Origin of the sequence: Pseudomaricurvus sp. (assembly GCF_965662505.1) — a bacterium.
Classification (GTDB): domain Bacteria; phylum Pseudomonadota; class Gammaproteobacteria; order Pseudomonadales; family Cellvibrionaceae; genus Pseudomaricurvus.
Genome location: NZ_CBFIHX010000016.1, coordinates 1 through 14,355, shown reverse-complemented (window position 1 = coordinate 14,355; position 14,355 = coordinate 1). Strand labels below are relative to the sequence as shown.

General features: G+C 52.7%; 14 protein-coding genes. 6 read left to right on the top strand and 8 right to left on the bottom strand.

The window, feature by feature from the left end; genetic code table 11:
- Positions 1-91: 91 nt before the first annotated feature.
- Both ACTG33_RS03770 and rpoE read right to left on the bottom strand, forming a co-directional pair.
- Positions 92-850 (bottom strand): sigma-E factor negative regulatory protein, encoded by a 759-nt coding sequence (locus ACTG33_RS03770; protein ID WP_439133850.1) that lies wholly within the window; start codon positions 848-850, stop codon positions 92-94.
- A gap of 305 nt (positions 851-1,155) precedes the next feature.
- A complete protein-coding gene (gene rpoE, locus ACTG33_RS03765; protein WP_439133849.1) occupies positions 1,156-1,746 on the bottom strand; it encodes an RNA polymerase sigma factor RpoE in 591 nt (196 codons plus the stop codon).
- A gap of 499 nt (positions 1,747-2,245) precedes the next feature.
- On the opposite strand from rpoE, the gene nadB reads away from it, so the two are divergent.
- Complete coding sequence (gene nadB, locus ACTG33_RS03760; RefSeq protein WP_439133848.1) at positions 2,246-3,874, top strand: L-aspartate oxidase; 1,629 nt, start codon at positions 2,246-2,248, stop codon at positions 3,872-3,874.
- A gap of 61 nt (positions 3,875-3,935) precedes the next feature.
- On the opposite strand, the gene ACTG33_RS03755 is transcribed toward nadB, so the two are convergent.
- Together ACTG33_RS03755 and ACTG33_RS03750 are read right to left on the bottom strand one after the other, a co-directional pair.
- Positions 3,936-4,358, bottom strand: coding sequence for a hypothetical protein (locus tag ACTG33_RS03755; RefSeq protein WP_439133847.1), 423 nt, complete (start codon positions 4,356-4,358; stop codon positions 3,936-3,938).
- 106 nt (positions 4,359-4,464) lie between these two features.
- Positions 4,465-4,716, bottom strand: coding sequence for a succinate dehydrogenase assembly factor 2 (locus ACTG33_RS03750; protein WP_439133846.1), 252 nt, complete (start codon positions 4,714-4,716; stop codon positions 4,465-4,467).
- A 176-nt stretch (positions 4,717-4,892) separates the two neighbouring features.
- On the opposite strand from ACTG33_RS03750, the gene ygfZ reads away from it, so the two are divergent.
- Positions 4,893-5,849, top strand: a complete 957-nt coding sequence (gene ygfZ / locus ACTG33_RS03745; RefSeq protein WP_439133845.1) for a CAF17-like 4Fe-4S cluster assembly/insertion protein YgfZ — start codon at positions 4,893-4,895, stop codon at positions 5,847-5,849.
- Between the two features lie 126 nt (positions 5,850-5,975).
- Positions 5,976-6,812, top strand: coding sequence for an HDOD domain-containing protein (locus ACTG33_RS03740; protein WP_439133844.1), 837 nt, complete (start codon positions 5,976-5,978; stop codon positions 6,810-6,812).
- Positions 6,813-6,874: 62 nt separating this feature from the next.
- Here ACTG33_RS03740 and ung read toward each other — a convergent pair whose 3' ends face one another.
- Positions 6,875-7,564 carry a uracil-DNA glycosylase gene (gene ung, locus ACTG33_RS03735; protein ID WP_439133843.1) on the bottom strand — a complete coding sequence of 230 codons (690 nt, stop codon included), beginning with the start codon at positions 7,562-7,564 and terminating at the stop codon, positions 6,875-6,877.
- 181 nt (positions 7,565-7,745) lie between these two features.
- On the opposite strand from ung, the gene ACTG33_RS03730 reads away from it, so the two are divergent.
- On the top strand, positions 7,746-8,579 hold the full coding sequence (locus ACTG33_RS03730) for a 6-carboxytetrahydropterin synthase (RefSeq protein WP_439133877.1): 834 nt from the start codon (positions 7,746-7,748) through the stop codon (positions 8,577-8,579).
- Positions 8,580-8,741: 162 nt separating this feature from the next.
- Positions 8,742-11,582 (top strand): RNA polymerase-associated protein RapA, encoded by a 2,841-nt coding sequence (gene rapA, locus ACTG33_RS03725; protein ID WP_439133842.1) that lies wholly within the window; start codon positions 8,742-8,744, stop codon positions 11,580-11,582.
- Between the two features lie 78 nt (positions 11,583-11,660).
- On the opposite strand, the gene ACTG33_RS03720 is transcribed toward rapA, so the two are convergent.
- Together ACTG33_RS03720 and ACTG33_RS03715 are read right to left on the bottom strand one after the other, a co-directional pair.
- The gene (locus tag ACTG33_RS03720; RefSeq protein ID WP_439133841.1) at positions 11,661-12,062 is read right to left on the bottom strand and encodes an SMI1/KNR4 family protein; all 402 of its coding nucleotides are present in this window, start codon (positions 12,060-12,062) and stop codon (positions 11,661-11,663) included.
- A gap of 18 nt (positions 12,063-12,080) precedes the next feature.
- Entirely contained in the window at positions 12,081-12,503 is a 423-nt protein-coding gene (locus ACTG33_RS03715; RefSeq protein WP_439133840.1) for a hypothetical protein, read from the bottom strand.
- Between the two features lie 200 nt (positions 12,504-12,703).
- Between ACTG33_RS03715 and ACTG33_RS03710 the strand changes: the two genes are divergently transcribed.
- Positions 12,704-13,408, top strand: a complete 705-nt coding sequence (locus ACTG33_RS03710; RefSeq protein ID WP_439133839.1) for a DUF3581 family protein — start codon at positions 12,704-12,706, stop codon at positions 13,406-13,408.
- Position 13,409: 1 nt separating this feature from the next.
- Here ACTG33_RS03710 and ACTG33_RS03705 read toward each other — a convergent pair whose 3' ends face one another.
- On the bottom strand, positions 13,410-14,297 hold the full coding sequence (locus ACTG33_RS03705) for a LysR substrate-binding domain-containing protein (protein WP_439133838.1): 888 nt from the start codon (positions 14,295-14,297) through the stop codon (positions 13,410-13,412).
- Positions 14,298-14,355 lie beyond the last annotated feature (58 nt).

The following is a 14,355-nucleotide window of genomic DNA, read 5'->3' as shown; positions in this document are numbered from 1 at the left end:
ACCCCACTTTTACATCACTATATCCAGAAACCAGAATCAGAGCACTGCATCCAGAACATGGCCGAGACTGCCATGTTCACGTTCAGCGAGGTTACTCGCTAATTTCAGCGGGCACTCGAGCATACGGGAGCATTCCACGGCTGCTGTTCAGCGCTGCGTGGGCAGCATGAACTTCCATAACTCGCTGCAGGTAGGCTTGCACTTCCGGAGCAGGATTATCAGAGTAAGCGCCCTGAGCACGTTTCACTACCGGATAGTAATGGGTTTCAGCCTGTTGAACTGGCATTTGAGGGTGAGAGCTGACAGTTCTGGCACCGAGAGACGGGCCGCCAAATCCGGCAGGTAGCGAAGGGTTTGGAGTCAATAGATCCTCGGAGGTCTTAACTGCCGAAGAAGTGTTATCAGCCACCTCGGCCACCTGAGAACCGGGATTACCGGAGAGATCAACCATTTGAGACGTGACAACCATGACCGCTGCAACAGAGGCCGCCACGCCAAGTTTGCCGACATTCTGACCCACTCTGCGAATCCAGGAAGATCCGGATACTGGCTGAGCTACGGGCTGATGAGTCTCTTCTGCGTCAATCGATTCACGAATGGCGGCAGACAGATCAATCATGGGATTCGAGGGGGTGTCATTACGCAGGGAAGCGCTGATCAACTGGTATCGACTCCAGGTGTCACGAACACCCTCATCGGTTTCAGAGGCTTTCAAAACTCGGTGAAGCTCCATTTCAGAGACTTCCCCATCGACCAGTGCCGATACGGACTCTGGCATGCCTGCTGCACGCTGTTTATGATTCAAGTGTTCTGCCATGTTGATCATTTCACTCTTAATTCGTACTTTCACCACGTCACCTGCGGAGGCAGATGACACTCAAAAGGAACCAATTACTTCATACGACTAGGTCTTAATTCTACTAGGTCTTAAAAACCACAACCTAATAGGTCTTAAAAACCACAACCTAAGTCTTATACCGCTAACAAAAACAAAGCCCTAAACCACCGAGCTTTGTCTAAACTTTTCCAGACCACTTCCGAATTTGGAAGCTCAGATTACAAAATACGTTGTAATCTTTTCAATGGTCACGGCTCTATGACTCATCGATCCGGAGAAAGTTCACACTTCATTCATCTTTTACGCGGTAAATTTGACTAATTTTTGTCAATCAGCGGATCAATGCATTTATCAATGGCATCCCGCGCGCGGAAGATTCGCGAACGGACAGTCCCGACAGGACACCCCATCACATCGGCAATCTCTTCGTAGCTGAGGCCTTCAAGCTCACGCAGAGTCACCGCTGTGCGCAAATCCTCCGGTAATTCTCTGATGGCACGGTCCACTTCAGCCTTGAGCTCATCGCGAAACAGATTATTTTCCGGGGTGTCCACATCTTTCAGCAAATCACTGCCGGAATAATATTCTGCGTCGCCAACATCCACATCGGTCGCCGGCGGCCGGCGGCCGCGGGATACCAAATAGTTTTTTGCGGTATTAATGGCGATACGATACAGCCAGGTATAAAACTGGCTATCGCCACGGAAGTTCCCCAATGCGCGGTAGGCCTTAATAAATGCCTCCTGCACCACATCATAAACTTCGTGAGAGTCGTGAATATAACGCCCCACCACCGATATCATTTTGTGCTGGTATTTCAGGACCAATAAATCGAAAGCTCGCTTATCGCCCTTTTGAACCCGTTCCACCAACTGCTGATCTGTTTCTGGCGCACGTTGCGCTGTCATTCCGTTCTCCAATACCTCTCATTTTCGCCGATTGTGACCTATCGTCCTGAACTCATCATGAACGACAACTACTCTGTAGATGAACATCCATTCTGTAGATGAACGCCAAAATTGGCGTTCTAATCACTTTCAGCGGGGCAACAACGTCGAGACACCCAGTTCGTTGATCTTGATATACCAGTCTGCGGTTAGTTGACGATATCTTATCTATCATTACCTTAATCTATCATTACCAACAGCCACAGACCGAAAGAATAAGAAGACTGATGGAAAGCAGACTACAACGCCTGCCAGAAGTTCACATCAAATCTAATAAAGAATTACACGACAACCTGTCAAACATTCAAATAAGATACACTATGTTCATATTTAACTCAGTTCGGGCAAGTATACCGTACTTTATGCCGCTTTATGCGGCATAAAAGGCAATACCACCTCGCGTCATGCCTGTATATACTACCCGCCTTTTCCAAGCAAGCTCAGGTCTCAGGCTGTAATTATGCGTAGTCGTCACCACCAACATGATGTTTTGATTATTGGCAGCGGAGCTGCGGGTCTCACTTTGGCTCTCAGTCTGGCCGAAAACGCTAAAGTAGCCGTTCTCAGCAAAGGCGCTCTTAATGAGGGCTCCACCTGGTTTGCCCAGGGTGGTATCGCCGCGGTTTTGGACGATAACGACACCACCGAGGCCCACGTAGCCGACACCCTGAATGCCGGGGCTGGTCTCTGCCACGAAGACAGCGTTCGGTTTACCGTCGAGCGCGGCAAAGCCGCCATTGAATGGCTGATCGACCAAGGGGTTTCCTTCACCAAGCTGCAGGATGGCTCAAGCTCTGATTACCACCTGACACAGGAAGGCGGCCACACCCACCGTCGCATCATTCACAGCGCTGACGCCACCGGTAAAGCCGTACACAGCACCCTGATTGATCGGGTTACCGCGAATGAGAATCTGGACGTATTCGAGCACCACATTGCCGTCGATCTGATTACACAACCAGACACCTCCACCGGCAAGGTTCGCTGCAGCGGCGCTTATGTCTACAACCGCCAGCAAGACTGCGTCGACCTATTCCAGGCCAGAGCCGTTATTTTGGCCACTGGCGGCGCCAGCAAGGTCTATTTGTACTCAAGCAACCCTGACAGTGCCAGCGGTGATGGCATTGCCATGGCCTGGCGCGCAGGTTGCCGCATCGGCAACATGGAATTTAACCAGTTCCACCCTACTTGCCTGTACCACCCCAAAGCGGGCTCTTTTCTGGTTACTGAGGCCTTGCGAGGCGAAGGCGCTCACCTGAAACTGCCCAGCGGCGAAAGATTCATGGATCGCTTCGATTCCAGAGGCGAACTGGCTCCAAGGGACATCGTAGCCCGCGCCATCGACCACGAGATGAAGCGGCTGGGTAGCGACTGCCTGTATCTGGACATCAGCCACAAACCCGCCGACTTTATCGGTGAGCATTTCCCGACCGTGAAAGCCCGCTGTCTGGACTTTGGTATCGACATCACCAAGCAGGCAATCCCTGTGGTTCCAGCTGCGCATTACACCTGTGGTGGCGTAGTGGTGAACAACCACGGCCAAACGGATCTCGATCAGCTGTACGCCATTGGCGAGACCTCGTTCACTGGCCTGCACGGCGCAAACCGCATGGCGAGTAATTCCCTGCTGGAGTGCATTGTTTACGCCCAGGCCACCGCGGAACATATTCGTGGCACCCTGGACAGCATACCACTCCCAGAACCGGCTAAGCCCTGGGATTCCACCCGGGTGACCAACTCCGACGAAGACGTGGTGATCTCTCACAACTGGGATGAGTTGCGCCGCTTTATGTGGGATTACGTGGGCATCGTCCGCACCCGCAAGCGTCTGGAGCGAGCGACTCATCGGATCAAACTGCTGCAGAAAGAAATTCAGGAGTATTACAGCAACTATCAGGTGGGTAACGACCTGATTGAGCTGCGTAATCTGGCCATGGTAGCCGAGCTGATCATCCGTTCGGCCATGCAGCGAAAGGAAAGCCGCGGACTGCACTACTCACTGGATTACCCGGATACCTCGTCAGTGGCACGGGATACCATACTGGTTCCCACCAATTTTGCAGGTCAGGAAATCTTCGTACGCAGCTGAGGTTGCCTGTCGACCAAGATGGCCGGTTTAACAAGATGGCTTGCCTGCTAAGAGCACTGGTCTAGGACGACTCGTCGTGGAAATCTGTTCCCGCTCTACCAAATGCCTCATGCGAACGCAGCAAACGCCTGGTCTCAGGCGTTGCACTGTCCGGCCACACTAACTGCCAGTGCCATCGCTTTTGCCCCTGTCTGCGATAGCGCAATTGCACCAGCCAAGGGGACAGCTGCCAGCCACGCTCCAATATCACTGGATGACGGCTGGCACCTACACCACTCGCACCACTCCCCTCTAGCCCCTGCCCATCCAGTAAAAAACACTGCCCCCGAACCACCTGCCAATGCAAGTTCGGCTGAGATTTGAAGGAAAGATAGCCAAGCACACTGATTACCAGAAGCCCGGCCAACCATAAACCCAGCCAAGGCATCGACAAAGAAGACAAACTGACACTCACCAGAGCCAACAATGACGCCAGGGCGGTCAAGATTAACGCTAATCTTGACCGCCCAGTGGTGAAGTAAAAAGAAGAGACAGGCCCAGCGCCTACAGGCAACATCTGAGCCTTATTGGATGAGACTTGAACCGTATGGTTAAGAGTCGACCTGCATTCCGGTGTTTGCACGCACAATACCCACAATCCGTTGTATTTCAGGGTCTTCGGGCTGGTGACGATGGATAAACCAGTTAAACATATCCTGATCTTCGCAATCCATCAGTGCCCAGTAACGCTCTTTGTCTTCTTGCGGCAGGCTATCATAGACATTCTCCAGAAATGGCTGCAGCACCAGATCCAACTCCAGCATGCCACGGCGGCTGGCCCAAAACAGACGATTTTTGTCCATGAAATAACCCACTTACATCGATGTTCAGAAATTGGAGGCGGATTATACCGCCAGACAGGGACCGCATGCGAGCCACAAAGCCCGATTCGCTGCCATGTCGCGATCATGACACCCTAGAACTCACTCTTTCTTGTGATAAGCTTGCGCAAATTTCCCTATTCTTTATAAGAATCTTTATGAACTCGGAAACACCCATTTTTATCGCCTTACCTCAAACCAGCCTGTTGCAACTTCAGGGGCCGGACACCAATAAGTTTTTGCAGGGCCAGGTCACCAATGATGTCAACGGCTGCACGCCGCAAACCTGGCAGCACAACGCCCACTGCACGCCCAAAGGGCGCATGGTTGCGAATTTCGACACCGTACGAGTGGATGGAGAAACCCTGCTAATACGCCTGCCCAAAGACACTCAGGCGCCTCTGCAGGCATCTCTGGGGAAATACATCGTCTTCTCCAAGACCAAGCTGGCGGACATCAGCGACCAATACTCATGCATTGGTGTACAAGGCAAAGGTTCTGAGGATTGGCTGAAACAACACCTCGGGCTGTCTTTTTCCGCAGAGCAGACCGTGATTCAGAACAGCCACGGTATCTTTCTGAAACTCAACGACGACCGCGTTGAGTGCTGGCTGCTTGCAGAGACAGAATTACCCTCCCCCTTTGCCGACGTCAGTGTCAGCGACGATACCAGTCTCTGGCAACTGGAAGACATCCAGTCAGGTCGCGGCTGGGTCAGAGAAAGTACCGTCGAGGAATTTTTGCCACAACTGCTAAACCTGCAAGCTCCCACCATTGACGGGGTCAACTTCAAGAAAGGCTGCTATACCGGTCAGGAAATTGTGGCCAGGATGCATTACAAGGGCAAGCTCAAACGCCATATGTACCTGCTGGCGTCAAATTCTTCTCAAGAAATCGCTCCCGGTGTCGATGTCTACTCTGGGGATAAAATACGCGATGGTGAAAAGCAAAGTGTCGGTAACGTCGTCAACGCCGTAATATCGGAAGGACGCACCTACCTGCTGGCCGTAATCACACAGGAAGCCTTTGAAGCTGGCAATCTGTCACTGGAACGGGATCCATCCGGTTCGGAAGATGACCTGGAGCCTCTACCGCAACCGTACTCGGTCGAATAAGTCCACCCGCGACGACTCGACCATATGGCCCAGCTTCACTGCAGGGCCCATCGCACTTCCCCTCAACACCATTTACATACCCGATACCTGCGGGTATGCGAATTGAATTTGCCCAAGGAAGTGTTTATGAATCAGATCGCCAATACCGTACTCCAGGGTCTGCTGGAAGCCATCAAATCAGACAGTCTGGTCCTGCCGACACTGCCTGAAGTGGCCCTGCAAATCCGCGAAATTGCCGAAGACCCTGAGGCCGACCTCGATCAACTGGCAGCGGTCATAGTTAACGACGCGGGCATGACAGCGCGGATCATCAAAATCGCTAACAGTCCCCTACTGCGAGCCCCCAAGAAAATCGAAGATCTGAAAATGGCGCTTATGCGTCTTGGCATCGAATACACCTGCAATATCGCCACAGGTCTGGCCATGGAACAGATGTTTCAGGCCACGTCGGATATCGTCGACAAACGCCTTCGTGACACCTGGAGCCGCTCCGGCGAAATTGCTGGCATCTCCCACGTGCTCTGTAAACACTTCACCAACTTACGCCCGGATCAGGCCACATTGGCTGGTTTGATACACCGCATCGGTGTGTTGCCCATTCTCACCTACGCGGAAGAAAACCCTAGCCTGTTACGAGACAGCTTTACTTTGGATAAGGTGATTGAAGCCCTGCATTCACGCATTGGCGATCAGATTCTGGAAAAGTGGGAGTTCCCGGAGCCGTTGCGCAAAATTCCGAGCCAATACAAACAATTTGACCGCCAACTGGAATCCACTGACTACGCCGACGTCGTTACCGTGGCCATGCTGCAGAGCTATATGGGCACCAGCCATCCAATGGGCCAGGTGGATTACTCCAAGGTAACCTCCTTTGCACGGCTGGGGCTGAACCCGGATGTGCAAGATGAACAGATTGAAGATTTGAGCGAGGAAGTCGAAGCTGCCGTTCAACTTATGTCTTAAATTCCGCCCCCACAATTCCGCCTCCACCAACAGGCGAGACACGGACTGCTGTCCAGGAACCCTCAGAGCGGCGGGACGGACCAATCAATCGGCGCTAGCCCCTGCTGCTGCAGGTAGTGATTGGCACTGGAGAAATGGCCACATCCGAGAAAACCCCGATGGGCCGACAAGGGGGATGGGTGGACCGACTCAAGCACACAGTGTTTTGAACGATCTATCACTCGCCCTTTTTTCTGTGCGTAACTGCCCCACAGCAAAAACACCAATCCGGATCGCTGCTCGCTCAGCGATTGAACAACCCGATCGGTAAACTGCTCCCAACCACGCTTCTGATGAGAACCGGCCTGCGCCTGCTCTACCGTCAAGGTTGCATTGAGCAACAGCACCCCCTGCTCCGCCCAGCTTTGCAGACAACCATGCGCCGGAATCGGCAACCCCAGATCCCGCTCAATTTCTTTGTAGATATTGCGCAGTGACGGAGGAGTTTTCACGCCCGGCGGTACCGAAAAGCTCAAACCGTGAGCCTGCCCCGGACCGTGGTAAGGATCCTGCCCCAGAATCACCACTTTCACAGCATCAAAAGGCGTTGTATTCAACGCATTAAAAATTTGCCCACCCGCCGGGAAAATCACCTTCCCCGACTGCTTCGCCTGCACCAGAAACTGCTTCAGGGTTTGCATATACGGCAACTGAAACTCGTCACCCAACACCGCCAACCAACTCGGCTCCAATTGAATTTTTGCGCTATCCATCACCTTGTGAACCTGCTTTTGCACATACGGCTTGCTGAAAAACGGCCATACTAACACGAAGAGCTTTCCGAGAACGGTTACTCGAAGAGCTCCAACCACAACCCCTGAATCTCATTAGCTTGCCAGCCAATGCTCAGGTAAAATGCCCCGTTCTTACTCAGCAGCACAAGCACACGACACCATGCATCTATTCGTCGACAACCTCACCAATGTAGATTTCAGCTACCTACACCCTCAACGGGGGCTGCTCGGTGAAACCTGGCTGGCCAGTACTCAACTGGAAGGCAGCCTCGATCAACAGGGCATGGTCTGTGATTTTGGGGTCGTGAAAAAGACACTGCGCAACTGGTTGGATGACGAAATCGACCACCGTCTGGCGGTGCCAGTTAACTCCCCAAACCTGGAGTTGCGGGAGAATGGCGATCAGATTGAGCTCAGTTGGCAGTTTGGCGATCAAACCCTGACATGCTCTTCGCCGCGCCAGGCCATTGCTTTGGTCGATGCCGAGGAAATCACGCCTGAATCCGTTAGCGAGTGGAGTAAAGCTCAACTGCGATCGCTACTGCCTGACTCTCTGGAAAGCCTGGCCCTGGATTTTCAGCACGAAACCATCGCCGGTGACTTTTACCACTACAGCCACGGCTTGAAAAAGCACGATGGTAATTGTCAGCGCATCGCCCACGGACATCGCTCCCAGATTCGAATATGGCGCAACGACCAGCCCGCTCAGGATCTCGAAGCCCAATGGGCGCAACGCTTTAACGACATCTACATCGGCACTCGGGAAGACATCATCGAGCAGGATAGCCTGCGAATTCGCTTTGCCTACAGCACATCCCAGGGTGCCTTTGAACTCATCATGCCGGAAGCCTGCTGTTATCTGATTGACACAGATACCACCGTAGAATTAATTGCCGACCACCTGGCGGATCAACTGAAGCAACAACACCCCGATGACAAAATCACGGTCAAAGCCTATGAGGGGATGGGCAAAGGCGCCGTTGTGAGCCGCTAACAGCTTAATATTGCATTCGCAGCAAGACGGCTAATGAACAAACCGTCCCGGTTCAGCGTAATCCGCTAAACTTAAGCCGCGCGCCTTTCGCCAGAAATGTTATCACCAGAAGATAATCAACACTTACACAGCCAACATCGACGACGTCAACGAGGTCTACTTTTGTCAGATTTAATCACAGGGAATTTTATTACCGGACAGCGCTGGATCAGCAACACCGAGCCCGAACTGGGGCTGGGCATTGTCAGTGAAACCGATCATCGATATGTCACCCTGAGTTTTCCTGCCGCAGGCGAACAACGTATTTACGCCAAAAACAATGCGCCCCTGACCCGGGTTCAATACCGTATTGGCGAGAACATCAAAGACCTCGACGGTAACACCCTGCTGATTGAAAGCATCAGCGAAGACGCGGGCTACCTCTCGTACCATGGCCTGAGTGCAGAACAGGAGCCTATCTCCTGGGGCGAGATAGAGCTGGATTGCTTTGTGCAATTTAACAAACCTCAGGATCGTCTGTTCGCTGGACAAATTGACCGCATCCGCGATTTCAGGCTGCGAAACGACACCCTGCTGCACCAGCAACATCTCGCATCATTGAATACCACCGGACTGATCGGCCCCCGGGTTCAACTGCTTGACCATCAACTCTACATCGCCGATGAAGTGGGTCAACGCTTTGCACCCCGCGTCCTGTTGGCAGACGAAGTCGGTCTGGGGAAAACCATCGAAGCCGGCCTGATCATCCATCAACAGCTGATCAAGGGTCTGAGTCAGCGGGTCTTGATTGCCGTACCTGAATCCCTCACCCACCAATGGCTGGTCGAGATGCTGCGACGCTTCAACCTGTCATTCACCTTGCTGGACGAAGAGCGCTGTCAGGCTTTGGAATCTTTCGGGGACGAAGATTTTCTGGATGAAGATCCCTTCGAAATGGATCTTCCTGAGATGGAAAACCCATTTGAAACGGCTCAACTGATCCTTTGCAGCCTGCCCCTGCTCACCGAGAACGAAACTCGTCTGCAGCAGGCGCTGAGCTGTGACTGGGATCTGCTGGTGGTGGATGAAGCTCACCACCTTCAGTGGCACCCTGACAGCCAATGTCCAGCCTACGACAGCATTGAACAGCTGGCTCGGATCACCCGCGGCCTGCTCCTGCTGACGGCAACCCCCGAACAACTGGGCATTGATAGTCACTTTGCACGACTGCGCCTGCTGGATCCGGATCGCTATTACGATCTGGAAACTTTCAAGCAGGAACAGCAACAATTGCAGCCAGTGAATCAACTGGTGCAAAAACTGCTGTCTTTTGAGAAGACAGACAGTCTGCTGGAAGACAAAGCCCTCACAGAACAACTGGAGCAACGTCTGGGTGCTGATAGCCTTGACACCCTTCGGGAAGATACTGCCGACTCACGTACGCATCTGGTCAATCAGTTGCTGGATCGTCACGGCACTGGGCGCGTTCTTTTCCGCAATACCCGTGCGGCCGTCAGTGGCTTCCCTGAACGACAATTGCACGCTCACGCCCTGGAAGACAGCGGCGAGCCCTCGCTGGGCTTTGCCGACGCCGAACGCGTGCAATGGCTGGTGCAATGGTTAAAACAACACCGCCGCGAGAAAGTACTGATCATTTGCTCCACCGCCGAAACCGCACTGGATCTTGAAACACACCTGAACCTGCGCGGCGGTGTTCGCAGCGCAGCCTTCTATGAAGGCCTAAGCCTGCTGGAGCGAGATCGTGCCGCCGCCTATTTTGCTGACATGGAAGATGGCGCTCAGGTACTGGTGTGCTCGGAAATCGGCAGTGAAGGCCGCAACTTCCAGTTCGCGCATCATCTGGTGATGTTTGATCTGCCACTGAATCCGGACCTGATCGAGCAACGTATTGGCCGCCTGGATCGTATCGGTCAAACGGAGACTGTTGAGATTCACGTTCCCTACAAAGAAGGCAGCCGTGAAAACACCCTGCTGCGCTGGTATCACGAGGGATTGAACTGTTTTGAACAGGTCTGCCCCATCGGCCAGACCGTTTACGAAGAGTTTGCCGATCAACTGGATCAGGTACTGTTCGCCTCCAAGGATATCGAACCGTTGATCGAAGCCACCCGCGAGCGCGCCCAAGCGCTACTGGATGAGCTCAAACAAGGCCGTGATCGCTTACTGGAACTCAACTCCTGCAAAATCGATGTGTCTCGCAAGCTGGTCGAAGAGCTGCAAGATTTGGACGACGATAACCGCCTGCCCCAATACATGGACAATGTGTTTGATATCTTCGGTGTCGATCATGAGCGTCATAGCGAAGCAGCCTTTGTCGCCCACCCATCGGATCATATGCAAACTCAGCACTTTCCCGGGCTGCCTGACGAAGGCATTACTGCCACCTACAACCGTCAGCAAGCTCTAAGCCGTGAAGACATGCAATACCTGACCTGGGAACACCCGATGGTCAGCGGCGTGATGGACATGGTACTCAGCAGCGAACGCGGCAACACCGCCATCTGTACGCTCAGATTGCCACCGCTGAAACCCGGCAGTCTGTTGGTGGAAAGTCTGTTCCAGTTCAGCTGCCCCGGCCCGAAATCTTTGCAGCTGCAACGCTTTCTCGACAGCAGCTGCACCCGTTTTGTCGCCGACAATAATTTCAAAGCTCTGGAAGGCATCATCACCTCAGAGCATTTCAACAAATTGGGGCAAAGCGTTAAAAAGCCTGTAGCCAAGCAGCTGGTACAACACGCTCGTGAAAACATTGATCAGATCGTTAACCATCTGGAAGGTAAAGCCGAAGAACTGCAAGCCGAGATGATTGAGAAAGCTTGCCAGCGGATGTCACAACATTACGATCACGAATTGTCGCGCTTAACAGCGCTGGCAAAAGTGAATCCAAACATTCGCAAGGAAGAAATTCAGCACCTGCAAAACCTGAAGGATGCCAGTCTGCAGTACCTGCAAAGCGCTCAGTTACGGCTGGATGCGATTCGCGTGGCGGTGGTGACTGACTGATAGTTTCAGTAGCGATTAAAATTTAAGTCACAAAAAAGGCAGCCATTGGCTGCCTTTTTTAATGCCTGATCCAGACTCTCAACTTTCCAGCCAGACGTCCCGTACCCAGTACCAAATATTCTCCCACACCTCTTCATCAAATCCCTGTTCAGACCAGAGCTTGATTTCACCATCCTGGGCAACACAAAAGTACCCATCCCGGGATTCACAGACGGCCACCATTTCACGCGGCATCCCCATCGACCAAGCCGTCGATGTCACTTCTGGCAAATAGGTGTGTGAGGATGGATCTGCCACCGTCACAGGCTCCAGCGTACCGTAAACCACGTCGCTGCAGGTCATCAGAAACTCGCGAAAATCACGCGGCAGAGGCATCAGAATTTGCTCCTGTGCGTCGACGACCTGATCGTGTTCCGGCAGTTCCAGCGGTACAGGAACCTCTTCCGCCACGGTGTGCAGCTCTTCAATTAAATCATCCATTCAACTTATCTCACCCTGTTACTTAACACCCAGCAAACCATCTTTCAGACGCACAATACTCTCGCCCTTGTCATCGATACGGAAAAAGTCGTCCTGATTATCGTATTCAGGCCCAGGATCACACTGCACCGGTAAACCAAACGCCTCAAACGCAGCTCTCGCACAGTCGACATCACTGCCCCAGGGTGTTTCCCCGGAGTCAAACCAAATGCCCACATAGGGACCGCCCTCAATGCCCGTCTGAATCATGATAGGCATCACCGGCTGACACTCTGTCGCACGAAACATCCTGACCCCTTTTTGGCTCTTATCCACCGGCAACTCTTCCAGAGGGCCCAGGACACTTTTAATCCAGCCCAACACCCGTTTCAACACCGGCTCGCGGATGTATATCTCGATATCTTTCATAATTCTGTTCCAATGGATAGTAACTTCGGCCACATAGGCTCCCAATCACACTGATCTGCCTTATGACCGGCGGCTAAGGTACCACCATTCTGGCCCCAAACCCACTTCACAAAGCGGTCTTTCCGACATTACCCCGAGCCCAGGATGTATCCCATGTTCTGCAATATCAATTCAGTTTTCTGCAGTTCCCTGCTAGAATCCGCCCCCGTCGAAACAGGCCGCGAACAGACCTTATGCAATTAGAGCAGTTTTTTACCCCTTCACAAAATGAATTCAGCTTCAGCCGTAGCCAGGCCTGTACCTTTGCCAAGCAAATCGCTGACGATTTCAACCCAATTCACGATGAAGACGCCTCACGCTTCTGCGTACCTGGCGACCTGCTCTTTGCCGTCGGCCTGCACCAACTGGGCCTGTCCCAGAAAATGCACATCACTTTTTCAGATATGGTCAGTGATGGCGTTAATCTGCACTATGCCGACAACCCTGATGGGCATATCGATATCCGTGACACCAACGACAAAACCTATTTGTCTATCTGGTCAGAAGGTGAGAAATGCGTGGATAAAACCATTATTTCCCGTCTGACCGAAGAGTATGTGGCGTTTTCAGGCAAAACCTTTCCCCACGTACTGGTTCCGATGTGGGAAAAAGAAGGCGTGATGGTAAACCCTGCCCGCCCTCTGGTGATCTATCAATCCATGTCTCTGGAACTGGAAACACTGGAATTTCAAAATCCGACCCTTGAGCTGACCCACTCCCAGCTGGATGTGAACGGCAAGCGCGGCAACGCCTGCCTCAAGTTCGATTTTAAAGAGGGTAATACGGTTATCGGCCACGGTGAAAAGCGCATGGTACTCAGCGGTCTGAAGCCATACGACCAAACCGCCATCGACGACCTGATTACGTTCTACAATCAGCGCAAGGTTGAGCTGGGCTGATTCAGCCCTCGGTATAAGACTCGCAGTGCTCTAGCCACAGATCGATACCCGGGCCGCGATATTTCTGTTTGTGCAAAATGATGTAAAACCGGCGATGGAAGTTTCTCTGAGGAACGCTCAGAGGTACCAGACTGCCTCGCTTGAACGCGTCCCTCAATGCAATTTCAGACAGACAACCAATACCCAAGCCGGCTTCCACCGCCCTTTTTATCGCTTCCGTATGCTGCAGCTCATGCCGCAAGTGCAAATCACCTAACAGCCCTTGCATTGCCCTGTCGAACGCCTGACGCGTGCCTGACCCCGATTCCCGGACAACCCACTGAGCTTCCAGTAAATCTTCATCCGACAGTTCTGTCTTACTCGCCCATGGATGAGTTGGAGCACAAAATACCGCCAGGTCGTCCTCCCGCCACTGAATCACATCCAGATCCGGGTGCTGCAACTCCCCTTCGATCAGCCCTATATCCAACTCGTAGTTTTCCACCATTCGGGCAATGGCTTCGGTGTTGGCCACTTTGAGCTGGACATCGGCGCCTTCATGATCGCTCATAAAACTCGCCATCATTTCCACGGCCAGATAATTACCTATGGTCAGAGTGGCCCCCACTTTCAGCAGCCCCAGATCCTGATGCTGACTCAAGTCCCGCTCAAACGCCTGCGCCCGATCCAGTAAGGCTTCGGCTTTGGGACGCAGCACCCTGCCCAATTCATTCAGCTGCAGACGCTTACCAACCCGGTCAAACAGCTGTATATCGAATTGTTGCTCCAAATCCCTCAGCGAACTGCTGGCCGCTGACTGAGACATGGCAAGGTGCTCCGCGGCACGTGTGATATTTTCAAAGTGGGCCGCAGCCAGAAAGACTTCCAGCTGCCTTAGGGAGTAACGCATAGTTTTGGGCTCGTATTACATCCTTTACATCAGGACATCATCACAGGATGAGAACAGG